Raw genomic sequence first — 23,474 nt, 5'->3', positions numbered from 1 at the left:
TTATATTTTTTGATATAATTATTTTTGATATATTTAATTTGGAGGGATTAAAATGAAAAAATTTATAATTAATTATATTATTTTTATTTTTTTGATCTTTGTTTTAAGTTCATGCTCTTCTAATTATTTTAATGGATTATTTAATTTTGATATTTCCAGTATCTTTAAAAATCCTTTTATTGCGTCTTCTTCGAATACTACTTCAAAATCCAATAACGCTGCATTAAGTAGTCAGACTTTTAATATAAAGACTATTGATATTAATACCAAAATTAGAGGTTCTTTCATTACATATAAAGATTATATTGCTTTTCATGATCTTGATACTTTATATGTTTTTAAAGATTTTAAGATGATTTTTTCTAAAAAATTTGAATCTTCTTTGTTTAGCAACTTTCTCATTTCCAATAAATCTGAGCTTGTTTTTTCTAACGGCAATACACTTTATTTTTATAATTTTTCCAATAATAATCTCTTTAATTTTAAATTTGAGGATAATATTAAATCCATTGCTTTAACTCCATTTGATGAATATTATATTTTAACTGTGAATGGTAATATTATTAAATTTGTTGATTTTAAAAAGGTCTGGATAAATAGTTTAAATACTTCAGTTACTTCAAAATTGCTTGTTACCTATAATAATAATGTTGTTTTTGGAGATATTCAGGGGAATATTTATATTTTTAATTCTTTAGGTGATAAAATTGCTACTTCTAAGGTTAATGGAAGTGTTATTGGTAATTTTGCATCAGATAATTTGGGGAATATATATGTTATTACAAGTACAAAATGGCTATATGTTATTTCTACTAATGGAAAAACTATTTGGAAAAAGCATTTTGATAACGATAGAATATTATTAAATATATTAGTCGATAAAAATAGAAATATTTATCTTACCACTACAGGCAATATTTATATGTACAATTCTAATTTTAAACTTGTTAAAAAAGTATCTGTAAACAATTTAATTGCTAAATCTATTCTTACTAATAAAGGAATTGTTACCGGAGCAATTGATGGAACTATTTTTATTTTTGATTTTAATAAAAAGAATTTATCAAGATATGAAATTAAGAAAAAAATTACCAATACCAATATCTTTTTAGATGATGGAAAAATTTATTTTGTATCTGAAAATAGTATTGTTTCTATTGATATTGAGAATCTAAGAAAAGAAGAATTGTATTGGACATATTCATATGGTTTATTAAATAGGCAATATGTTAATTTGCCACCTGTAAATGTTCGAATTATCTATCCAGCTAATAATTCAAATACTTTAATTAAAGATAAAATCAAAGTTGTCTGGGATTCTAAAGATTTAAATGGAGAGAATTTAAAATATGATTTATATTTTGGAACATCAAAGAATAATTTAAAATTAATTGCTGGGAATTTATCAGCAAAGAGCTATTATTTAGAAAATTTAGACGGAAATGTATCATATTTCCTAAAATTAGCAGCAAAAGATAGCAATTTTTCTATTTTTAGTAATACAATTCAATTTAAGGTAAATTATGCACCGGATAAACCTGTTGAAAAAAATCCGGTTAATCATTATACCAATGTCTCATTATCTCCTGTATTAAAATGGATTGCGAGAGATAAAGATAGTAAAAAGCTATTATTTAATCTTTATTTTGGACAATCTATTGATAGTCTGGAAAAAATAGCTGAAGGATTAGATGTACCGGAATTTTCTTTAAATCAAAAACTTGAACCTGGAAAGCAATATTACTGGAAAGTTGAGGTTTTTGATGAGCTTGGAAATAGAAATGAAAGCGATGTTTTTGATTTTGTTACATCACATGCTCCGGAGAAGCCTGAAATTATTTTTCCAGATATAAGTGAGGCTATTTCAAAAGATTCAACAATTGTTTTTGCTTCAAAAGATATTGATAATGATCCTCTGTTATATGATATTTATTTTGGAAATAATATAGATTCTTTAAAGAAAGTAGTAGAAAATTATAGTGAAAATAAAATAAGAATTTCAGAATTTTCTCCTGGTAAAAGATATAAATTAAAAATAGCAGTAAAAGATGGAAAAGGAAATTATGTCGAAAGTAAGATATATGATATAAAGATTAAATATGAACCAAAATTAAATTGGAAATATTATACCAGAAATAGAATTAAAGGTAATGGGGTACTGGATGATGAAGGTAATATTTACATTGGAAATGATAGTGGATATTTTTATAAATTGGATTCAAAAGGATCTATAATCTGGAGGTTTAAAACAGAAAATAAAATATGGTCAACGCCATTATATGCTGATAATCTTATTTATTTCGGAAATAATGAAGGATACTTATATGCTTTAAATAAAAATGGAGATTTAAAGTGGAAATTTAAAAGTGAAGATATTATAACTGCTTCACCTGTAATTGATAATAAAGGAATAATATATATAGGAAGCTGGGATGGTTATCTATATGCAGTTAATCCAGATGGAACATTAAAGTGGAAGTTTAAGACTAATAATTCAATTAGCGGAAGTCCAGTTATCGGAAGAAGCGGAACATTGTATATAGGAAGTTGGGATGGCTATTTATATGCAATTAATAGAGATGGAACGTTAAGATGGAAGTATAAAACTGAAAATAGAATTTCTCAAACTCCAGCTTTGGATAACAATGAAAATATATATATAGGCAGTGAAGATGGATATGTATATTCTCTTGATTATAACGGCAATTTAAGATGGAGTTTTAAAACAGAAAGTTATATTAAATCATCTCCAGTAGTTGATGAAAATGGCACAATATATATAGGTGGTTGGGATAATTATTTATACGCAATAAATTCTGATGGAACCTTGAAGTGGAAGTTTAAAACTCAATATATAATAACTGGATCAGCTGTATTGGGAGATAAAGGAAATATATATATTTCCAGTTATGACCACAATATATATTGTCTCGATACAAGAGGAAGATTAAATTGGAAATTTAAAGTAGAAGATATAATAGATTCTAATCTACTTTTAGATAATAATAATTTGATTTTTAGCGATGTTAGTGGAAATTTATATTCTATTATCGTAGAAGATAAGGGTTTAAATGAAAAGGCTCAATGGCCAGCATTTAAAAAGAATAATTATAATGTTGGAAAGATAAAAATAGTTAAGAATTTGTTGCCTCTTGGTCCGGATAATCCTGAACCATCCAATGGAGAGGTAAATGTTCCTACGGATATAACTTTAAGCTGGATGGCTTATGATATGGATGGAGATAAACTGGAGTATACAGTCTTTTTTGGAGAAGATAAAGATAATTTAAAAGTAGTATTGAGAAATGTTGACACATTAACCTATACTCCTGAAAAATTAAAACCAAAAACTACATATTATTGGAAGGTTATAGTTAAAGATTCCAGAAACGCTGTAAAAGAAGGGCCTATATGGAGTTTTAAAACTGTAAATCCATATGGTAAGATTAAATGGAATTATAAAACTAAAGGATGGATAGAAAATACACCTTTAGTATTAAATAGTGGAATATATTTTGGTAGCTACGATAGATATTTCTATGCAGTATCTTTTGAAGGTGTTTTAAAATGGAGATTTTTAACAAATTCTGAAATTATTGCGTCTCCAAATACCGATGATGGAAGAAATATATATTTTGGAGACAGCTCAGGAAGGTTGTATTCAATAACAAATGATGGTACTTTAAACTGGAAATTGAATTTGAGAGGTAAAATACTTTCAACTCCATTAATAGCAAATAACAGAATTTATGTTGGCACATCAAAAGGTGTATTATATTCAATAGATTTAAATGGAAATATTTTATGGACCTTTAAAACAAATGATTATATATTATCAATGCCTGCATTTTATAATGGAAATATAATTTTTGGTGGTTCAGATTCATATGTTTATTCTCTTAATGAAAGAGGTGAATTAAACTGGAAATTTAAAACTGGAGGATCTGTAAAATCATCTCCAGCTATAGATAAAGAAGGAAATATTTATATAGGCAGCGATGATAATTATTTGTATAAAATATCAAAATTTGGAAAGTTAATATTTAAATTTAGAACCAATAGTTCTATACAAACAAAGGTTAGCATAGATGAAAATGGAAATATATATTTTGGAAGTCTCGATTATTATCTTTATGTTTTAAATCCAAAAGGAGAATTAATAAATAAATTTAAAACTGATGGTGAAATTTATTCGACACCTACCTTTGATGATAAAGGTTATATATACTTTGCAAGTTTAGATTCTAAAGTTTATGCATTAAATAAAGATTATAGCATCGATTGGATATTTAATAGTGGATATGGTATTGTTTCAAGTCCAATTATAAAAGATGGAATTTTATATATTACAAGCAGGGATGGAAATTTATATGCTATAAAAATTGAAGGACATAACACACCTGAAAAATCCATAATAAAAAATTATTATAATAAATGAGGAGGTTGTGGTTGATGAAAAAAGTCTATTTATTTATTGCAATTTTAGTGGTTTCTACAATGATGTTTTCAGGAAATCTTTTCTTTGAATTTGGATTATATAATCCAGGAAATAATGCTATATCAGTTTTAAATAATAATTTTGTTGCTGGATATAATATGGGAATGTTTGAAACATATATAACATTATCAGGAGTTTCAGGAAGTTTAAATGCTAAAATGGAAACTACTAAACTTGGAGCAGAAAAAGATGTTAATTTTTCAATTGGAGTAAATTTAGGTTATGGTGGAATTGGAGGAGCATTTTATTTAATTAAAGAACCAAAAACCGAGTTAGCTCTTTATGGTGGATATAATATGGTTTTTTATAAAAAGTTTAATATTAAGGGAAGCGGAGATATAGGTATTGGTGAAGGAAATACAACTTCTGAAGATAATAATACTTCTTCCGCTGATGAAACAAATTTTATAGATAGTTTAAATGAACAATTGAAAAAGATAAATATAAATATAATAGATGCAGGACTTAAAATAAAATACAGGTATGATAATAATCTTTCATTATTTGCAAAATATGGATTATCATTAAACATTTTTGCATATAAAGATGAAATGGATTTTGAAGATGTAAAATTACCATATACAATAAGTTTAAATTTTGGTACTATATCATTTATAACATTTGGTGTTGAATTTGATTTTGGAAAAGAAGAAGTAGATTGGGACTTATAAATATAAATTATTATTAATGAAAAAGAGAAATTCAGAAAGAATACTGTAACGAAAAAAGTATTGACAAAAAAGGAAAAAGATGGTAGAATAATCATGGTTTTTCAACCAGAAAGGTTGCCGAGGTGGCGGAATTGGCAGACGCTGCGGACTTAAAATCCGTTGGGTGGAGACACCCGTGAGGGTTCAAGTCCCTCCCTCGGCACCATTTTATTTATAGAGAAGGAAATTACGTGGTGCGGGGTGGAGCAGCCTGGTAGCTCGTCGGGCTCATAACCCGAAGGTCGTAGGTTCAAATCCTACCCCCGCTACCATTTTTTATATGGCGGCGTAGCTCAGTTGGCTAGAGCATGCGGTTCATACCCGCAGTGTCAAGAGTTCGAGTCTCTTCGCCGCCACCAGAAAAAGCGCAGGATTAAAATCCTGCGCTTTTTTGTTGTATAATAGAAGTAATAAAACTAACCAGAACGAAGAATTTTTACAACAGGCATTATAGGACAGTTGTAAAAAATGAAAACAACTGGTGAAGAAAATAGTACGAATAATGTTCGCTCAAACGGTAGAAAATTCGAATCCTCAAAAATTCTCGTTCCCGCCGGCCGTTGCAGACTCACGTCCATGTTCGTCTTCACTCAAAATCACACGGATGTGATTTTTAGCGAAGCAGCGCAGGAGGTGATGTCTGAGTGAATATTATTTTTCTACTTTCAAAGAGATTTTTCGAAGATTAGCACTCAAGTCGTATGAGGAAGTTTTTATTTTTCTCAATCAACACCAAAAAGACGAACAAAATTTTTATTATTTAATGAAAAAAGGCGTATTTTACCTTTTATTCCATTTAATTTGTTATATTGAATTCTTATTACCTTTCAACAGGTTTTTATTTTAAAACAATAATGACTATAATTATAGTCAAGGAGGAATCTTTGTGGATATAGAAAATTTAAAATTTTATAGTGTCGCTGAAGCAAAATCAAAATTTTCCCGAGTTACTGAAGAATCCAAAAAAAACTTTATCGTTATAACAAAAAATGGAAAACCTGAATTTGTTGTAATTGGTTTTGATAAGTTTAAAAAACTTATGAATTTTATAGATGAAATAAGGGATCTTTATTTGCTTGAAATAGGAGATCCTTCGAAATATGAAGATATAAAGGATATTTTTAAAGAAATAGAAGATATTGAATAAATCGGAGGTGTTTTAAATGGCACAGGTTGTATTGGAAAATATTGATAAGATTTACCCTAATGGATTTCATGCTGTTAAACAGGCAAATTTTACTATTGAAGACAAGGAATTTTGCGTTTTATTAGGTCCATCAGGTTGTGGTAAAACAACAACATTGAGAATGATTGCAGGACTTGAAGAAATTTCAGGTGGAAGATTATTAATAGATGGTAAGGTTGTTAATGATGTTGAACCTAAGGATAGAGATATTGCATTTGTTTTCCAGAATTATGCTTTGTATCCACATATGACAGTATATGATAATATGGCATTTGGATTAAAATTAAGAAAATTTCCAAAAGATGAAATTGATAGAAGAGTTAAAGATGCAGCAAAAATTTTGGATATTGCACATCTTTTAGATAGAAAGCCAAAACAATTATCAGGTGGTCAAAGACAAAGGGTTGCTGTTGGTAGAGCTATTGTTAGAGATCCAAAGGTATTCTTATTTGACGAACCTTTATCAAACCTTGATGCTAAATTAAGGGTACAGATGAGAAGTGAATTGAAAAAATTACATCATAGATTAAATGCTACTATAGTTTATGTTACACATGATCAGGTTGAAGCTATGACAATGGCTGATAAGATTGTTATCATGAAAGACGGTGTTATTCAGCAAATAGGTTCACCACATGAAGTATACTTTAAACCAGCAAATAAATTTGTTGCAGGATTTATTGGAACACCACCTATGAACTTTATTGAATCAAAGATTATAAGAGGCGATGGAGGATTATGGGTAACTGCAGAAGGATTTAAGGTTAAGGTTCCAAAAGATTATGAAGATATGCTCGCTGATTATATTGATAAGGATGTTGTATTTGGTATTAGACCAGAAAATATTCACGATAAAGAATTATTTAAAGGTGAAATTGAAGGTGATGCAATAATTAAAGGTATTGTTGATGTTGTAGAACCTCTTGGTAGTGAAACATTATTACATGTAAATGTTGGAGGACAATCACTTGTTGCAAAAGTTGATCCAATAACAAAAGCAAAAGAAGGACAGGAAATAGAATTGCTTCTTGAAATGCATACTATGCACGCATTTGATAAGGAAACAGAAAAAGCAATTTTAAAAAAATAATATAAATTAATCCCCCGTTTTCGGGGGATTTTTCAACATATATGGAAAAATAAAATGATAAAATAAAAAGATGGAGGGATAAAAATGGCAAATGTTTTTGAGATAGAAAAATATTTAAATGAATTATTAGAAGTTGAAAAATTTAATGATTTTTGTTTTAATGGAATTCAAATTGAAGGAAAAAGTGAAGTAAAAAAGGTTGCAATAGGTGTTTCGTTTAATCTTGAATTTATAGAAAAAGCTATTGAAGAAAATGCGGATATGATGTTTGTACATCATGGTATATTTGGAAAAAACTTTTTTAAGTTAAGAGGATATTTGAAAAAACGTGTTGAATGGGTTATAAAAAACGATATGACTTTAATGGGATATCATTTACCTCTTGATTCGCATATTGAATATGGAAATAATGGACAAATTGCTAAAAGATTGAATTTGAAAAATATAATTCCATTTGATTATGGAGTTATAGGCGAGTATGAAAAAGAAATACCATTTTCAGAATTCAAAGAAAAAATGGAGGAAGTATTTCAAAGAAAAGATTTATTTATTTATAAAAATAAGGAATATGTAAGAAAAATAGCTATTATTTCCGGTGGAGCATCATATATTATAGATGCACTTGAAAACACAGAGGTTGATACATTTATTACAGGAGAGGTAAAAGAACATATCAGAGATATAGCAAAAGAAATAGGGATAAACTATATAAATGCCGGTCATTATACAACAGAAACATTTGGTGTAAAAGCAATTGGAGAAATTTTAGAAAAAAAATTCGGATTAGAAACAATTTTTATTGATGTATATAATGAAATTTAATTTTATTATGATATAATATAATTCGAAATAGTATGTTTATGGGAGGCAATTAAATGAGAAGGTATGTTATTTTAATAATAATGATAATTTTTTCTATACTCTCTTTTTCGATTACCTTTATGAAAAGTAATGAAGGGTATTATGAACTTCCGTCGTATAAAAATTTTTATAATATAACCTTTAATGAAAACCTTTTTGATTATAATATGCCATTGTTAGTGGCTAATTTGATATATAAAGATAAAGAATATTATATGCCATACACTAAATATCTCTATAATAATAATGAGGTATTTGTTATGGGGATAATAAATACAGAACGTGAAATACAAAAGGATGGTTTTGTAATACAGAAAACAGATGACGTTTTGAAAAAATATTCGAAAGAAATAAGAAATTCCAATATTTCCATATTGATTTTATATGAAAATATTTCTGTACATGGAGAAATAATTTCTTCAGAAAGTACAGATATGTCAGGATTTAATGATTTTTCATTTATAATAAGAGACACAAATCCAAGGGATTTTTATGCTATAGATGAAAATGTTTTTGAAAAATACTATCAAAAACCAATTTTAAAAGATGATTATATATACTATAAAATTAAAGAAGGAGATACGTTATATAAAATTTCAAGAATTTTTGGAGTTTCTGTAGATTATTTGTTGAAAGTAAATAATCTAAAAAAACCAGAACTTATTAAAAAGGATATGTATATAATTGTGGGGAATGCCAATAATATAAAATTAAAAGGGGAATAGTTATGATTGAGAATGTATTAAAAGAGTTAAATCAGATTATTGCCAAAATAACCTTAAAAGATTTTAGATTTATTCTCGGAATCAAATTATCTGATAATTTATTTAAAATTATCTCATATTATGATTCTAAATTAAAGAATTATGATATTGCAATGGAAAATATGTATTTTTCGGTTGAGGATAAATTTAAAGAATCGCATTTTAATATAGTAAAGTATGAGGAGAGTATTAATAAACACTTTTTTGAAGGAATTGAAAATTATTTTGCTATTGGAGAATTAATAAAGTTTAGAAATAAAGATCTGGGCTTTATTTATTTTATAGTTGATCAGGCAGAAGGCAAAAATGCCATTATGAATGTAAAAAAAATAATAAATGAAAATGCAAAACAGATTTTATCTATATTATTGGATATTAAAGATGATTATTTAAAAGAATATGCTGTTGAACAAAATATAAATTCTTTATTGTATATTTTAAAAGCGCATGATGCATATACATATTATCATTCTTTGAGGATTTCTGAATTATCCCTGTTAATAGCTGAAAATTTAAAGCTTGATCAAAAAGATGTTGAAAAATTATTTTATGCATCTTTAATACATGATTTTGGTGAAATCTGGATACCTAAAAGCATATTACAAAAATCCGGGAAATTAACTCCATCTGAAATTGAAGAGGTAAAAAAACATACATATAAACTTGATTTTCTTTTTGCTGGTAATGACTATTTTTCTGAATATGTTGAGATAGCCAAATTTCACCACGAATTTCTTGATGGAAGTGGTTATAATAAAAGAATGAATAATGAAATTCCATTTTTGTCAAGAATTCTTGCTGTGGCGGAGGTTACAGATGCTTTGTTATCAAATAGGCCGTGGCGTAAAGCGCTAAGTATGGAAGAAGCAATAAAGGTATTAAGTAATATGGCGAAAATAGGAAAACTTGATAAAGACGTTGTTGATATAGTTATAAAGATAATACCGGAGTTTTATGGAGGATTATATCAAACACATACATTAAAATATAAAGATATTTATTTAAGTCTTGATGTAAATAATCAAAAAACTCTTGTAGAAGCAAAGGTAATAGATGCAAAAAAAGATTATATTACTTTATATGTTGCAACAGAAGAAGTAGAAGTTAACGGTAATATAATAAATATCTCCAATGAATATTTAACAATAGACAAATACTTTGATCTTGAGTATTATGTAAATAATATGCCTATAAATACAAAGTGTAAGGTTGTTGGAAGAAATAAATTGGGTTATATTGCAAAAATAGATAGAAGTGTTAAAGATGATGAAAATGTTTCTATAAAATGGAATTTAACAGGTATTGGAATACCTTTAAAGAAAGTAATATTTGTAAATAAATATGTCTGGAGACTTGATAATGAAAAAGCTTTTAAAGCCCATATAGAGACAATTTCAAATAAAAATATAGTTTTTTATGCATTAAAGGAAAAGATAGACTCAATGGCTGAAACAAAAATGGTAATTAATTTTGAGGCTTTTAGCGTAAAAGTAAATTTAATAGGAGAAATTATAAATAAACAGGAAATTTTTACAGGATATTATCATTGTGATTTTAGAGTTGGAGAAATCACCGATGAAGAATATTATAAATTACTTCAGGTAATTGAATTAAGGATGCAACAGATAAAAAGTATTAAATAAAACACAAAATTATTATATGATTTAGAATTTTTTCTTAAAAAAAAAGGAATTGTAACTTTGTTTATTGACATAAAAAGCATTTAAAAGGTATAATAATTGAAGGTATAATATCAAAAAAATATATAAGGAGGCATGAAGATGAAAAGAACATATCAACCTTCCAGAAGAAAAAGAAAGAACACACATGGATTTCTCGTAAGATCAAGAACTCCAGGTGGAAGAGCTGTATTAAGAAGAAGAAGAGCTAAAGGAAGAAAAAGATTAGCTGTTTAATATGGGAGAGACATTTAAGAAATTTGAAAGAATCTATCTCAGAAGAGACTTTGACAAACTTTTTTCTTGTGGAAAGAGACATGTAAACAAATATTTTGTGGTTGTTTATTTAAAAAATGAATTGGGTTATTCCAGAATTGGAATAACGATAAAAAGGAAATTTGGAAAAGCACATAAAAGAAATAAATTAAAAAGATATATCAGAGAGATATATCGCAGAAATAAAAGTCTCTTTCCACAAGAATTTGATATTATATTCCTTCCACGAAAGACACTTTCAAAAGAATTTGATAATTTAACATTTGAGGAGATAAAAAATATTTTATTAGATATAGCGGAGAATTTAAAATGAAAAGAATATTTTTAGGGCTGATTAAAATATATAAAAAATATATCTCGCCTTATAAACCGGCAAAATGTATATATTACCCAACATGTTCAACATATACATATGAAGCAATTGAGAGGTTTGGAGCATTAAAAGGATTATATCTTGGAATATTGAGAATATTGAGGTGTAATCCTTTTCACCAGGGCGGGATAGATCCAGTTCCTGAAAAATTTGTATTTATACCACATAATAAAAATAAACAAAGGGGTGCAAAAAATTGAAAAAAGCATTATTAATTATAGGACTCTTGGTCCTAAGTATTTTTGTATTTACACAAATGCCAGAATATACAATAACAACAAAAGCTACAGAGATTTCACTGCAAATGAGATTATATGAAGTAAATTTTGATTTAAACGGACATATGAAGGATTTTAGTATTTTACAGAATAGAAGCAATACAATTTTTTTAAATATCTATAAATATTATAATGACAGTTTTGATATTTTAGATGAAAATGGTAATGAAATATTACCGGAGTCATATAAAATTACAGAAGGAAAAGACAAAGAATATGTTGAAATTACATTTTTATTTAAAAATGGTGGAGAAAAAAGTTATAAGTTCTATAATTCACCATATTATGATTTTGATGTATCGTTTAAAAATATAAATGGAAAGGTTATAATTCCTACTATCTCTTATCCAAATACAGTGGCTGTAGATAATGAATTATTGATCTCATATCTTGCGAAACCAATAAAATCCATTTTCATTTTTGATTCAAAGGATATACCAATAGAAAATAATTCCATAATGATTTCTGGTTCCAAAACATTTAAAGCATATATGGGACCAAGGAAATATGTATTTATAAAACAGGTATTTCCTGAAAAATACGATAGAATAAAGGAATTATCAAAACAGGTTGGAGCAATTAACTGGTTATGGTATATAAATTATGGTTTTGTTACATTCTTATGGTGGCTATACAAATTTACAGGAAACTTTGGTTGGGCTATAATGATCTTTACATTTGTTATAAGGTTATTGTTATACCCGCTTTATCATAGACAGACAAAATCTATGATAGAAATGAGAAGATTACAACCAGAAGTTGAAAAGATAAAGAAAAAATATAAAGATCCTCAAAGACAGCAACAGGCTTTGATGGAATTGTATAAAGAGCACAAAATTAATCCAGCAGATGGTTGTTTAACAGCGTTTATACAATTACCAATATTCTGGATATTATACGGTGCAATTAATTATTATCAGGGGACATTTGCATATAATCCACAGTTCTTAATATGGTCAGATCTTTCTCAGGGTGGATTCAAACAAAATATTTTGCTTGTTTTAATTAGTGTTGCAGCATACTTCTTTAATGCATTGCAATCAGCTACAGATAGAAAAACAGCCTGGAACACAGCATTTATGATGATAATATTCCCATTCTTATTTATAGGATTGCCAACAGGAATATTCATTTACTGGGTAACAAATGCTATATTACAGGTATTCATTACATATTACGTAAATAAAAAGAACAATATAAAAGGCTTAACCGTAAGGGAATTTTTTGGGCTTGGGCCAAAGCCATATAAAGCAAAATAGTTTTAGCATTAGGAGGTGCTCTTTAAAAATGAATATTAAGATTCGAGAAAAGGACTTTGAGGGGAAAAGTATCGATGCAGCATTTGAAGAAGCGGTAAAATTTTTTGGTGTTACACCTGAAGAAATTAACTTTGAAGTGATTCAACAACCAAAAAAAGGTTTTCTTGGGATAGGAAACAAACCAGCTATTATTAACGCTTTTTTGAATGAAAAGTATATGATTAATAGGTTAAACGAGTTTTTGGGTGATATTCTCGAAAACTTTGACGGCGATTTTGATTATTCAATTAACTTTCAGGGAAAAAATATTCTTGTAAGGCTTGAAGGAGATGGACTCGGTAAATTAATTGGAAAGTATGGAAGAACTATAGGAGCTATGCAACATATATTATCTATTTTTGTGAATAGATTATCCTCAACCAAGATAGATGTAAATCTTGATGTTGGTGAATATAGGAGAAAAAAGAAAGAGAAAATATATGAAATAGTTGATAATGCAGTAAAAAGATTAAATGAAACAAATGACAAAATAGAATTAGCTCCGATGTTTTCATATGAAAGAAGAATTGTTCATGAATATGTAAGAAGTAAATATCCTCATTTAGAAACAGAATCTATTGGATTGGAGCCATATAGAAAAGTAATAATAAAAAGCGTTAAGTCAAAAATAAAAGCATAATAAAGTTATGAAATTCAATAAAGGGGGCGTTGTCCCCCTTTATTGAATTATTATTAGTTTTTAAATTAATCTTTTTACTTATTAGACAACTTAATATGGTATAATAATGTGTAAAGGGGGAGGTGGCTGTTATGTTTATAAACCCCATGTCAGGAAGTTCTGCTCAAAAATCCGAAAATAGCAAGGTAAAAAATAAAAAATCATCTAAAAAAAGTAAAGCGTCTCGAAAAAGAAAGACAACTTTTTCTGAAATTCTTGATTTAAATGAAGCGGATATAATAAAAAAGGATCTTGAAAAATTGCTTGAAAAAATAGAAGAATATGGTGCAGAGTTTAAAAGGTCTCCAGTTGAAAGGAATCTTGAAAAATATAAAAAAAGCGTCAAAGACTTTTTGAAAAAGATAGAAAAAAATTTATATAAATTAGAATCGAAGTTAAATTTTAGAGAGAAAAATTTTTATGTTGTTGCGGATCAGGTAAATAAGGAATTAAAGGAATTAACAGATAAAATTTTAAAAAATGAGAGTGGAGCTTTTGTATATGCTAAAAAAATAGATGCCATTAATGGATTATTACTTGATTTATATAAATGAGGTGATACACATTAAAATAAAGTCACTTAATACATTTTCAGGAAGTTCTTTGTGTTTTGTCAATGGTGATATTAATTACTTATATAAAATAGTAAATGAAGTAAAAAAAGAGATTAACATAAACGATGTATATGAAATATTTCCTGAAAAAGGAAATATAAAGATTGATGATATAAGGAAAATGCAGGAATTTCTTGAATATAAACCAAATTTTTCTTCATATAAATTAGTTGTTATACATGAAATTGACAAAATGAATCAACAGGCAGCAAATGCGATATTAAAAATTCTCGAAGAACCGCCAACATTTGCAGTGATGCTTTCAACAACAACAAAATGGTATAATTTATTACCAACAATTAGAAGTAGATTATATAAAATACTCATTCCAAATTCAGATATAGGAAAAAAAATAAAAGAAAAAAATGAAAAAATATATATAGAATTTTCTTATTCTATAAATAGTAATTATAAATTGGCGAAATATATTTTTGATAATATAGATAATGAAAGTAAATTAATTGAAATGATAAACTCTTTGAAGGGATTAAAAAATCTTGAACTTGTTGAAATAATTCTTAGTGAAGATGAAGATACAGAAAAGGAATTATTAAAATACGAAGCTTTTTTTGAATTGATAAAAAGATTTGAAAATCTGGACTTAATAGAAATTCAAAGTGTAATTGATAAAATAATATCAAAAAAGAATTCTATAGCAAATAAATTAGATACAATAAAACTATTTGCCAGATTATTTCTTTCACTATATCATGATGCATATGTATATAGACTTTCCAGCTATTGGAAAGAATTTTCTTCGTTAAAAATGTATGAGTTTTTTGGATTTTCAAATTTCAAACTAAACTTTGAAAACATATATGAAAACATTAAATGGTGTGATAACCTTACTCGTTTAAATATATCAAATTTAAACTTTGATTTAGTTATAACAACGATGTTTTTCAGGTTTTTGCATGCTTTCTTTTCAGATAAGGAGGAATAGATAATGATAAATTTAAAGGCTTTAGTATATGGGGTTGAAATAACAAAATTATCACCTATTTTATATTATGCAAGTAACGGAGAAGATATAAAAATAGGTGATTTAGTATTGGTAAATACTTCAATGGGGCTTGATGTTGGAAAGGTAATTTTAGGTCCTAAAGAATTAACCTTTGAAGAAATTGGATATGAAGTTACCACTATTTTAAGAAGATTAAATGATGAAGATATGGAAATATATGAAGAAAATAAAAAACTTGCAAGAAAGGTAAAAGAGGTTACTGAAATAAAGGTAAAAGAATTGCAGCTCCCAATGAGGGTATTATCTGCGAGATATATATTTGACCGTTCAAAAGTAATTGTATATTTTGGTTCAGATACGAGAGTGGATTTTAGAGAATTGGTAAAAGAACTTGCAAAGGAATTTAGGGCAAGGATAGAGTTAAGGCAGATAGGTATAAGAGATGAAGTAAAAATGGTTGGATCAATGGGTTTATGTGGTCAAATGACATGTTGTTCGAGGTTTTTAAGGAAATTCGATTCAATAAAAATGGAAATGGCAAAGACCCAGCAGATGTTAATAAACACAGCAAAAATTTCCGGACGATGCGGAAGATTAATGTGCTGTCTTGCATATGAAAATGATTTTTATGAAGAATCATTAAAATGTATTCCTAATGAAGGAACAACAATTGAATATGACAATGTTCCTGCAAGGGTAATTACAGTAAATATATTCTTGAAACAGGTAACCCTCCAGATTATTGAAAATAATCAGCCGGTAATGGTAAAACTTCCATTTGATTATTTTAAGAAAAACTGCAATACGGAGGAATAAAATGAAAATAATTGGCAATATATTTATTGAAATGGGTATATTGCTTATAGTTATAGGTATTATAATTATTGTTATTGGAAAATCTGGTATAAAATTAGGGCATTTGCCCGGGGATATTATCATAAAAAAAGAAAATTTTGTATTTTATTTTCCCATAACTACAATGTTGGTTATAAGTGCAGTATTAAATATAATATTTATCCTGATAAGGAGATTAAAATAAGTTAAGGAGGAAGATAAGATGAAAAAATCATTGAAAGAATTAAAAGAACTTGCAAAAATATGTAGAGCAGATATTTTGAAAATGACAACAGTTGCAAAATCAGGACATCCAGGAGGTTCAATGTCCTCTATAGATCTATATTTAAGCGTATTTAACGTTGCAAATATAGATCCAGAAAATCCATATGATCCAAAAAGAGATAGAGTTGTAATCAGTCACGGTCATACATCACCAGGTGTATATTCAGCACTTGCAAGACTTGGATTCTTTAATCCAGATGATGTATTAGCAGGGTTCAGACATCCAGGTTCAATATTTGAAGGCCATATAACAAGAGGTATCCCTGGAGTAGAATGGACAACAGGAAACCTTGGACAGGGATTATCTGCAGGAGTAGGTATGGCTTTAGCATCAAAGATAACAGGTGCAGATTATAGAGTATTTGTATTACACAGTGATGGTGAATCACCAAAGGGGCAGATAGCAGAAGCAAGAAGAACGGCTGTAAAGGAAAAATTAAGCAATCTTACAGTATTGGTTGATTATAACGATATACAAATCTCTGGAAGAGCAAGAGACGTATTATTTGTTGATATTGCAAAGGAATATGAAGCTGACGGTTGGAAAGTATTGGAAGTTGATGGGCATGATTTTGAGCAGATATTAAATGCTATTGAAGAAGCAAAAAATTATAAACTCGGTCCAACAGTAATTATTGCCAAAACAATAATTGGTAAAGGCGTTTCCTTTATGGAAAACAGACATGAATATCATGGAGCACCATTAAAAGAAGATGCTCTTGAAAAAGCATTAAAAGAACTTGGTGTTGAAAATGATATAGAAAAATATAAAGAAATGAGAAGCAAATTACCATTAATTAGAGAAAAATTAGAATTTGAAGATAATACAGTAGTAGCAGAACCTGAAACACCTATTGTTTATACAAAAAAAGATAAGATTGATAACAGAGGAGCCTTTGGTAATGCAATAGCAGATCTTGCAAAAGCAAATAAAGGTAAAGTACCTGTTGTTGCAGTAGATTGTGATTTAAAACCATCAGTAAAACTTGAAAAGTTTGAAAAGGTTGCACCAGAAAACTATGTTCAAATAGGTATTCAGGAACATAACGCAGCAACAATTGCAGGTGCAATGTCAGTTTGTGGAGTAGTTCCATTCTTTGTAGACTTCGGTGTATTTGGTCTTGATGAAACATTTAACCAACAAAGATTAAACGATATAAACCATACAAACTTAAAAACAGCAGTAACTCACTGTGGTATTGATATAGGTGAAGATGGAAAAACACATCATGAAATTAATTATGTAGGTATAGTAAGAAGTTTCTTTGATACAAAATTAATTGTTCCAGCTGATCCTAACCAGACAGATAAAGCTGTAAGATACGCAGCTTCAACACCTGGTAATGTAGTAATTGCAATGGGTAGATCAAAGATTCCTGTAATCTTAAATGAAGCTGGAGAACCATTCTTTGGTGAAGGTTATACATTTGAATATGGTAAAATGGATATCTTAAGAAAAGGTGAAAAAGTAACAATATTAACTCATGGAAGTGTTGCACATAAGGCTGTTAATGTAGCAGATAAATTAAAAGAAGAAGGAATAAAGATTACAGTAATAAACGTGTCAGCACCACTTGAATTTGATGCAGCAAAAATAAAAGAATATATTGAAAATACAGAAGTAATAATCTACGAAGACCATAATAAATACAACGGATTATTTGTAGAATTTTCAAAATCTGTAGTGGAAAATGGAATAAAACCAGCTGGTATAGAGGTATTAGGTGTAGACAATTATTCACCATCAGGAAGCAATGCATTATTATTCAAGATCTTTAAATTAGATGAAGAATCCCTTTATGAAATAGTAAAGGAGAAAATAAGTAAATGATAATTAATGATCATGAGAAAAAGATAGTAAAAGCAGTAAAAAAGATAATTGGTATTGAAAATATAGACGAAGAGCTTCTATTTGAGGCTCTTTGTCATTCTTCTTATGCTAATGATTATAAATCAAGAGGGAGAGATATCAATTCAAATGAAAGAATGGAATTTCTTGGGGATTCTGTATTAAATCTTATAATAGCAGAGCATTTATTCAAAAATTACAATCTCAATGAAGGAGATATGGCAAGAGTTAGAGCCACAGTAGGGAGTGAATTAATACTTTTTGAAGCAGCTAAGAAACTCAATCTTGGCGATTATATATTACTCAGCAAAAATGAGGCAAAGTTTGGTGGAAGAGAAAAACATTCCATTGTTTCAGACCTATTTGAGGCTATAATTGCTGCGATATATCTTTCATTGGGTTTTGAAAAAGCAAAGGAATTTGCATTAAAGAACCTAAACGAATATATTCAACAGTCAATTGAGGGGAAACTCTTTCTTGATTATAAAACAAGATTGCAGGAATTAACCCAGAAAGATTTAAAAATAAGGCCAGAATACAATCTTGTGAGACAGGATGGCCCACCCCACAATAGAACATTTGTTGTTGAGGTTAAGATAAACGGCAAAGTATATGGCAAGGGGATTGGAAAATCTAAAAAAGTTGCAGAACAACTTGCGGCAAAAGAAGCATGTGAAAGATTTAAAGGAGATCAGCAATGAAAAAGATACATTTTGTAAAAATGCAGAATACAAAATCCATATCTCTAACTGGAAATTATTGTTATCTCAATTGCAAACATTGTAATAAGCATTATTTAGAACATATGGCAACAATTAACGAAATAGATAATTTTTCAAATATGACATCTTTATTATTAAGTGGAGGGATGAATTCAGAGATAAAGGTGCCTGTATATAATTTTGTGGAACGTTTAAAAGAATACAAAGAAAAGTATGGATTTAAATACAATTTACATACAGGATTTATGGATAAAAAAGAATTGAAAAAAATAAAAGAAATTAGCGATGCAATATCCTTTGATCTTGTTGGAAATGCTGAAACAATGTTGGAAGTATATGGCGTTGATAAATTTGAAGATATGTGGGATACATTTGATAACCTTATAAATATGAAATTTAACGTAAAACCACATATAACAATAGGTCTTAACGGTGGAAAAACAACCCATGAGATTGAAGCTATAGACAGATTATCAAAGTATAATGTTTCAGATATAGTATTCCTTGTTTTTATACCAACTCCGGGATCATATTTTGAAGATAGAGAACCGCCAGAAATAGAAGAAGTAATTAAAATTTTTGAGTATGCTAAAGAAAAAATTTCAGGAATTAAATTAACCTTAGGGTGTATGCATCCAAAAGGAAGGTACAGGAGGGAATTACAGGAAAAATTGCTATATATTGCAGACAAAATAGTGCAACCAGTTCAAAATACCATAAAGATTGCCCAGGAAGAGAACTTTGAAATTACGTGGAGCTATGAATGCTGCGTATTTTAAAATAGGAGGAGTATGAAATGGTGAAGAAAAATATTTTAGACTATAGTTATGAGGAATTAATAGAAGAATTTAAAAAGATAAATTTGCAAAAGTTTAGAGTGGATCAGGTATTGGATTGGATATTTAAAAAACATGTTTTTGATTTCTATGAAATGACAAATCTTTCTAAAGAAATGAGAAAGCAATTGGACGATTATTTTTATATATACATTCCAGAACCTGTAGATATACAGAGATCTAAAAAGGATAAAACAACAAAATTCCTATGGAAATTGGAAGATGGCAGAACAATTGAATCTGTTTTACTTTTTTATCCTAACAGGGTGTCAGCATGTATATCCTCACAGGTTGGTTGTGCATTAAAATGTAAGTTCTGCTCAACTGGAGCAAGCGGATTTGAAAGAGATTTATCCACAGGTGAAATTATAGCTCAGGTACTTGCAATAGAAAAATTGGAAAATGTAAATATAAACAATATAGTTTTAATGGGCATGGGAGAACCATTATTAAATTATGATAATGTAATAAAAGCCATTAGAAATTGGAATAATAAAAAAATGAAAAATCTTGGCGCAAGACATATCACTATATCAACAGCAGGAATTGCCGATAAAATAGAAGAACTTGCAGATTTTGAGCTTGATATAAGACTTTCAATATCTTTACATGCAGTATCAAATTATCAGAGAGATCAGATTATGCCAATTAATTCAAAATATCCTATAGAACAGGTATTACAGGCAGCTAAGGTATATCAGCAAAAGACGAAAAATAGGGTAACTATAGAATATATAGCCATAAAAGGATTTAACGATACAGAAGAAGATGCGATAAAACTTGCAGAAATATTAAAAGGATTAAAGGTAATGGTAAATATAATTCCAGTTAATCCAAATCCGGCAGGGTTTGAAAGACCTTCAAAAAAATTCCTTACAAATTTTGTGAAAAAACTCAAGGAAAATGGTATAGAGGCAACATTAAGAATTGAAAAAGGAACAGATATTGACGCTGCATGTGGCCAATTAAAAATGAGAAAAAAGGGTATTAATTTAAAATGAAAAATGTCTTTAGATATATAAAAAAAGGTATAAAAAATTTAATACTTTTTATTCTTGGATTAATAACAGGTGGAACAATATTTTTCCTGTTAATATTTGCTTTTGTTAATGCAAATACATATGTGAGTATTCCTTCATTAATGGGTGAAGACAAAGAAACAGCAATAAATGCTCTAAAAGAAAAAGGACTTATTCCAATTGTAAAAGGGGTTGGGGATAGCGTATTATATACAGATCCTCCAGCCAATACAAAAGTAAAAAAAGGAAGACATGTATTTATTCAATTAGGGCGTATTGAAAAATTAAAAGTGCCTGATTTAATAGGAATTCCTGTTGAGGTTGCCGAAGAATTTTTGACTGAATATAAATTAAAATATAAGATTATTAAAATTTATTATCCAGACGAAAAAATTGAGACGGTAATTGATATGACGCCGAAACCAAATACACCTGTAATGGAAGGCGATACGATAATTTTAAAGGTAGCATCTTCGGAGGTGAATAAGTGAAAATAAAAAAAGGAATAGTGACTCGATTTCATTCCAATACATTGGAACTTTTAGATCTTGAAACAAATGAAAAGATAACAGCATATTTAAGGGGAAAATTCAAACTTCAAAAAATAAAACCTATTGTAGGGGATTATGTTGAATACTCAATTGATGGGGTTGGCGGTGCAAAAATAGAGAATATATTGCCAAGAAAAAATATGCTGTATAGACCTAAAATAGCAAATGTTGATCAAACAATATTGGTAACCTGTTTAAAAAGCCCAAAAGTTGATTATTTGATAATAGATAAGTTTCTTGTACAGGTTGAAAAAAATAATCTTGATTGTGTTATTGTATTAAATAAAGTAGATCTGCTTGAACAAAACGAAATAGATGAATTTATGAAAATATATTCACCATTATATCCTGTAGTTCTTGCAAGTGCAAAAAAGAATATAGGTATAGATGAAATAAAAGAGTATCTAAAAAATAAAGTTTCTACATTTGCAGGAATGTCTGGAGTTGGAAAATCCTCATTATTAAATGCTATAAATCCAGGATTACAATTGAGAGTTGGAGAGATTTCAGAAAAACTTCAACGCGGAAAACACACAACTACATATACAGAACTGTTAAGCTTTGATTTTGGAGGATTTGTTGCTGATACTCCGGGTTTTGCAGCACTTGAAGTATATGATTTTGAACCGGAAAAACTAAAAGAATTCTTTATAGAATTTGATGAACATTCAATGTATTGTGGTTTTAATGACTGTGTTCATATAAATGAACCAAATTGCGGTGTAAAAGATGCTGTTAAAAATGGAGAAATCTCTGAAATAAGATACAAAAATTATTTGAAAATATATAACGAAGTGGAAGAATATAACAGAAGAATAAGGAGGAAAAGATGGAAATGAAGATATACCCTTCAATATTAGCTGCTGATTTTTTAAAATTGGGAGAGGAAATAAAAAAAGTAGAAAACAATGTTGATGGTATTCATATTGATGTTATGGATGGAATGTTTGTTCCTAATATATCCTTTGGAACCCCTATCGTTAAAGCAGTAAAAAAAGTAACAGATCTATATCTTGATGCACATTTAATGATAGTGGATCCAGATAGATATATTGAAGATTATGCGAAAATGGGAGTTCATGGTATTACCGTACATTATGAAGCAACAACACATTTACATAGAACAGTATCAAAAATAAAAGAATTGGGTTGTGATGCAGGTGTTTCATTAAACCCACATACTCCTGTATTTCTCCTCGAAGAAATATTGCCATATTTAGATAGAGTACTTATAATGAGTGTAAATCCAGGTTTTACAGGACAGAAGTTTATTCCTTCATCTTTAGAGAAAATAAGAAAATTAAAATCTATGATAGATGAAAAGAACCTTAATGTTACCATAGAGGTTGATGGTGGTGTTGGATTGAAAAATATAAGAGACTTATATCTTGCAGGAGTTAGAGAATTTGTTGTTGGTGCTGGAGTGTTTCATCAGGAAGATTCTGCAAAAGCAGCAGAAGAATTGAAGAAGGTTGGTTTGGGAGAATGACGATATATCTTGCCACTGGAAATAAACATAAAGTAAAAGAAATAAATGAGATAAAGCCAAAAAATATTGAGTTAAGAGGAATTTTTGAAATAATAAAGGGTTTTTCTGTTAATGAAGACGGAAAAACCTTTATAGAAAATTCAATAAAAAAAGCAATAGAGGCAGCAACACTTTTAAGAATGCCGGTAATTGCTGATGATTCGGGATTGGAAATAGATATATTAAATGGATTTCCTGGCATATATTCTGCAAGGTTTATGGAAGGGAAAAGCTATAATGAAAAAATGAAATATATACTAAAAAAATTAAATAACGTTCCATACGAAAGAAGAACAGCACGATTTGTTTGTGTTGCTACATATTATGATCCAAAAAAGAACCTGTTATTCTCTGTTGAAGGAGAGGTAAAAGGTAAGATTGGTTATTCTATTTCAGGAAAGGAAGGATTTGGATACGATCCAATATTTATTCCAGATGGTTATACAATATCCTTTGGAGAATTGGGACAGGAAGTAAAGAATAAAATAAGTCATAGAAAAAGAGCATTTGAAAAGTTATTTAGGATATTGAATAATATTACAACAATAGAAAAGAACTCTTAAACTTTTTAACTTATTGT

The 23,474-nt window shown here is 28.5% G+C and carries 24 protein-coding genes and 3 tRNA genes; all 27 read left to right on the top strand.

Annotated features, from left to right (window positions below; translation table 11 throughout):
* Window positions 1-52 precede the first annotated feature (52 nt).
* A complete protein-coding gene (locus MARPI_RS10690) occupies window positions 53-4,438 on the top strand; it encodes a beta-alanine-activating enzyme beta-propeller domain-containing protein (protein WP_014296316.1) in 4,386 nt (1,461 codons plus the stop codon).
* A gap of 14 nt (window positions 4,439-4,452) precedes the next feature.
* Window positions 4,453-5,169: a hypothetical protein gene (locus tag MARPI_RS04045; protein ID WP_014296315.1), complete on the top strand. Its 717-nt coding sequence runs from the start codon at window positions 4,453-4,455 to the stop codon at window positions 5,167-5,169.
* 116 nt (window positions 5,170-5,285) lie between these two features.
* Window positions 5,286-5,374, top strand: a tRNA-Leu gene (locus tag MARPI_RS04040).
* Window positions 5,375-5,403: 29 nt separating this feature from the next.
* Window positions 5,404-5,480 (top strand) — tRNA-Met (locus tag MARPI_RS04035).
* A 10-nt stretch (window positions 5,481-5,490) separates the two neighbouring features.
* Window positions 5,491-5,567: transfer RNA gene (locus MARPI_RS04030), tRNA-Met, on the top strand.
* 527 nt (window positions 5,568-6,094) lie between these two features.
* Window positions 6,095-6,355 carry a type II toxin-antitoxin system Phd/YefM family antitoxin gene (locus MARPI_RS04025; protein ID WP_014296314.1) on the top strand — a complete coding sequence of 87 codons (261 nt, stop codon included), beginning with the start codon at window positions 6,095-6,097 and terminating at the stop codon, window positions 6,353-6,355.
* Between the two features lie 16 nt (window positions 6,356-6,371).
* Entirely contained in the window at window positions 6,372-7,484 is a 1,113-nt protein-coding gene (locus MARPI_RS04020) for an ABC transporter ATP-binding protein (RefSeq protein WP_014296313.1), read from the top strand.
* Between the two features lie 84 nt (window positions 7,485-7,568).
* The gene (locus tag MARPI_RS04015; protein WP_014296312.1) at window positions 7,569-8,306 is read left to right on the top strand and encodes a Nif3-like dinuclear metal center hexameric protein; all 738 of its coding nucleotides are present in this window, start codon (window positions 7,569-7,571) and stop codon (window positions 8,304-8,306) included.
* 53 nt (window positions 8,307-8,359) lie between these two features.
* Window positions 8,360-9,070: a LysM peptidoglycan-binding domain-containing protein gene (locus MARPI_RS11180; RefSeq protein ID WP_014296311.1), complete on the top strand. Its 711-nt coding sequence runs from the start codon at window positions 8,360-8,362 to the stop codon at window positions 9,068-9,070.
* A gap of 2 nt (window positions 9,071-9,072) precedes the next feature.
* Entirely contained in the window at window positions 9,073-10,752 is a 1,680-nt protein-coding gene (locus tag MARPI_RS10685; protein WP_014296310.1) for an HD-GYP domain-containing protein, read from the top strand.
* A gap of 138 nt (window positions 10,753-10,890) precedes the next feature.
* Window positions 10,891-11,025, top strand: coding sequence for a 50S ribosomal protein L34 (gene rpmH, locus MARPI_RS04000; protein WP_014296309.1), 135 nt, complete (start codon window positions 10,891-10,893; stop codon window positions 11,023-11,025).
* 1 nt (window position 11,026) lies between these two features.
* Complete coding sequence (gene rnpA / locus MARPI_RS03995; RefSeq protein WP_014296308.1) at window positions 11,027-11,377, top strand: ribonuclease P protein component; 351 nt, start codon at window positions 11,027-11,029, stop codon at window positions 11,375-11,377.
* Window positions 11,374-11,637, top strand: a complete 264-nt coding sequence (gene yidD / locus MARPI_RS03990; protein ID WP_014296307.1) for a membrane protein insertion efficiency factor YidD — start codon at window positions 11,374-11,376, stop codon at window positions 11,635-11,637. Before rnpA ends, yidD begins: the two co-directional genes overlap by 4 nt.
* Window positions 11,634-12,974 (top strand): membrane protein insertase YidC, encoded by a 1,341-nt coding sequence (yidC, locus tag MARPI_RS03985; protein ID WP_014296306.1) that lies wholly within the window; start codon window positions 11,634-11,636, stop codon window positions 12,972-12,974. The genes yidD and yidC overlap by 4 nt, the downstream gene beginning before the upstream one ends.
* A gap of 28 nt (window positions 12,975-13,002) precedes the next feature.
* The gene (gene jag / locus MARPI_RS03980) at window positions 13,003-13,653 is read left to right on the top strand and encodes an RNA-binding cell elongation regulator Jag/EloR (RefSeq protein WP_014296305.1); all 651 of its coding nucleotides are present in this window, start codon (window positions 13,003-13,005) and stop codon (window positions 13,651-13,653) included.
* 131 nt (window positions 13,654-13,784) lie between these two features.
* Window positions 13,785-14,246: a YaaR family protein gene (locus MARPI_RS03975; protein WP_014296304.1), complete on the top strand. Its 462-nt coding sequence runs from the start codon at window positions 13,785-13,787 to the stop codon at window positions 14,244-14,246.
* Window positions 14,218-15,249, top strand: a complete 1,032-nt coding sequence (locus MARPI_RS03970; protein ID WP_041638487.1) for a hypothetical protein — start codon at window positions 14,218-14,220, stop codon at window positions 15,247-15,249. The genes MARPI_RS03975 and MARPI_RS03970 overlap by 29 nt, the downstream gene beginning before the upstream one ends.
* Window positions 15,250-15,252: 3 nt before the next feature.
* Window positions 15,253-16,086 carry a PSP1 domain-containing protein gene (locus tag MARPI_RS03965; protein ID WP_014296302.1) on the top strand — a complete coding sequence of 278 codons (834 nt, stop codon included), beginning with the start codon at window positions 15,253-15,255 and terminating at the stop codon, window positions 16,084-16,086.
* A 1-nt stretch (window position 16,087) separates the two neighbouring features.
* Entirely contained in the window at window positions 16,088-16,309 is a 222-nt protein-coding gene (locus MARPI_RS03960) for a DUF2905 domain-containing protein (protein ID WP_014296301.1), read from the top strand.
* 18 nt (window positions 16,310-16,327) lie between these two features.
* Window positions 16,328-18,220, top strand: a complete 1,893-nt coding sequence (locus MARPI_RS03955) for a transketolase (protein ID WP_014296300.1) — start codon at window positions 16,328-16,330, stop codon at window positions 18,218-18,220.
* Window positions 18,217-18,939, top strand: a complete 723-nt coding sequence (gene rnc, locus MARPI_RS03950; protein WP_014296299.1) for a ribonuclease III — start codon at window positions 18,217-18,219, stop codon at window positions 18,937-18,939. Before MARPI_RS03955 ends, rnc begins: the two co-directional genes overlap by 4 nt.
* On the top strand, window positions 18,936-19,739 hold the full coding sequence (locus MARPI_RS03945) for a LipS1 family lipoyl synthase (protein ID WP_014296298.1): 804 nt from the start codon (window positions 18,936-18,938) through the stop codon (window positions 19,737-19,739). Before rnc ends, MARPI_RS03945 begins: the two co-directional genes overlap by 4 nt.
* Window positions 19,740-19,756: 17 nt before the next feature.
* The gene (gene rlmN, locus MARPI_RS03940; RefSeq protein ID WP_014296297.1) at window positions 19,757-20,797 is read left to right on the top strand and encodes a dual-specificity RNA methyltransferase RlmN; all 1,041 of its coding nucleotides are present in this window, start codon (window positions 19,757-19,759) and stop codon (window positions 20,795-20,797) included.
* On the top strand, window positions 20,794-21,306 hold the full coding sequence (locus MARPI_RS03935; RefSeq protein WP_014296296.1) for a PASTA domain-containing protein: 513 nt from the start codon (window positions 20,794-20,796) through the stop codon (window positions 21,304-21,306). The genes rlmN and MARPI_RS03935 overlap by 4 nt, the downstream gene beginning before the upstream one ends.
* Window positions 21,303-22,205 (top strand): ribosome small subunit-dependent GTPase A, encoded by a 903-nt coding sequence (gene rsgA / locus MARPI_RS03930; protein WP_014296295.1) that lies wholly within the window; start codon window positions 21,303-21,305, stop codon window positions 22,203-22,205. Before MARPI_RS03935 ends, rsgA begins: the two co-directional genes overlap by 4 nt.
* Entirely contained in the window at window positions 22,196-22,855 is a 660-nt protein-coding gene (gene rpe / locus MARPI_RS03925) for a ribulose-phosphate 3-epimerase (protein WP_014296294.1), read from the top strand. Before rsgA ends, rpe begins: the two co-directional genes overlap by 10 nt.
* Window positions 22,852-23,457: an RdgB/HAM1 family non-canonical purine NTP pyrophosphatase gene (rdgB, locus tag MARPI_RS03920; RefSeq protein ID WP_014296293.1), complete on the top strand. Its 606-nt coding sequence runs from the start codon at window positions 22,852-22,854 to the stop codon at window positions 23,455-23,457. Before rpe ends, rdgB begins: the two co-directional genes overlap by 4 nt.
* Window positions 23,458-23,474: the final 17 nt, after the last annotated feature.

The sequence above is a fragment of the Marinitoga piezophila KA3 genome (genome assembly GCF_000255135.1).
In the GTDB taxonomy this organism is placed as follows: Bacteria; Thermotogota; Thermotogae; order Petrotogales; family Petrotogaceae; genus Marinitoga; species Marinitoga piezophila.
This window is presented reverse-complemented; position numbering and strand designations above follow the sequence as displayed.

What these genes read in the sequence shown, in the direction of transcription:
- MARPI_RS04015 (WP_014296312.1), top strand. Translation starts at nt 7,569, where the DNA reads ATGGCAAATGTTTTTGAGATAGAAAAATATTTAAATGAATTATTAGAA.
- MARPI_RS03935 (WP_014296296.1), top strand. Translation starts at nt 20,794, where the DNA reads ATGAAAAATGTCTTTAGATATATAAAAAAAGGTATAAAAAATTTAATA.
- rnpA (WP_014296308.1), top strand. Translation starts at nt 11,027, where the DNA reads ATGGGAGAGACATTTAAGAAATTTGAAAGAATCTATCTCAGAAGAGAC.
- MARPI_RS03955 (WP_014296300.1), top strand. Translation starts at nt 16,328, where the DNA reads ATGAAAAAATCATTGAAAGAATTAAAAGAACTTGCAAAAATATGTAGA.
- MARPI_RS03965 (WP_014296302.1), top strand. Translation starts at nt 15,253, where the DNA reads ATGATAAATTTAAAGGCTTTAGTATATGGGGTTGAAATAACAAAATTA.
- MARPI_RS03960 (WP_014296301.1), top strand. Translation starts at nt 16,088, where the DNA reads ATGAAAATAATTGGCAATATATTTATTGAAATGGGTATATTGCTTATA.
- MARPI_RS10690 (WP_014296316.1), top strand. Translation starts at nt 53, where the DNA reads ATGAAAAAATTTATAATTAATTATATTATTTTTATTTTTTTGATCTTT.
- rpe (WP_014296294.1), top strand. Translation starts at nt 22,196, where the DNA reads ATGGAAATGAAGATATACCCTTCAATATTAGCTGCTGATTTTTTAAAA.
- MARPI_RS03975 (WP_014296304.1), top strand. Translation starts at nt 13,785, where the DNA reads ATGTTTATAAACCCCATGTCAGGAAGTTCTGCTCAAAAATCCGAAAAT.
- MARPI_RS11180 (WP_014296311.1), top strand. Translation starts at nt 8,360, where the DNA reads ATGAGAAGGTATGTTATTTTAATAATAATGATAATTTTTTCTATACTC.
- MARPI_RS03970 (WP_041638487.1), top strand. Translation starts at nt 14,218, where the DNA reads ATGGATTATTACTTGATTTATATAAATGAGGTGATACACATTAAAATA.
- rpmH (WP_014296309.1), top strand. Translation starts at nt 10,891, where the DNA reads ATGAAAAGAACATATCAACCTTCCAGAAGAAAAAGAAAGAACACACAT.
- MARPI_RS10685 (WP_014296310.1), top strand. Translation starts at nt 9,073, where the DNA reads ATGATTGAGAATGTATTAAAAGAGTTAAATCAGATTATTGCCAAAATA.
- yidD (WP_014296307.1), top strand. Translation starts at nt 11,374, where the DNA reads ATGAAAAGAATATTTTTAGGGCTGATTAAAATATATAAAAAATATATC.
- MARPI_RS04045 (WP_014296315.1), top strand. Translation starts at nt 4,453, where the DNA reads ATGAAAAAAGTCTATTTATTTATTGCAATTTTAGTGGTTTCTACAATG.
- jag (WP_014296305.1), top strand. Translation starts at nt 13,003, where the DNA reads ATGAATATTAAGATTCGAGAAAAGGACTTTGAGGGGAAAAGTATCGAT.
- MARPI_RS03945 (WP_014296298.1), top strand. Translation starts at nt 18,936, where the DNA reads ATGAAAAAGATACATTTTGTAAAAATGCAGAATACAAAATCCATATCT.
- MARPI_RS04020 (WP_014296313.1), top strand. Translation starts at nt 6,372, where the DNA reads ATGGCACAGGTTGTATTGGAAAATATTGATAAGATTTACCCTAATGGA.
- rlmN (WP_014296297.1), top strand. Translation starts at nt 19,757, where the DNA reads ATGGTGAAGAAAAATATTTTAGACTATAGTTATGAGGAATTAATAGAA.
- rnc (WP_014296299.1), top strand. Translation starts at nt 18,217, where the DNA reads ATGATAATTAATGATCATGAGAAAAAGATAGTAAAAGCAGTAAAAAAG.
- rdgB (WP_014296293.1), top strand. Translation starts at nt 22,852, where the DNA reads ATGACGATATATCTTGCCACTGGAAATAAACATAAAGTAAAAGAAATA.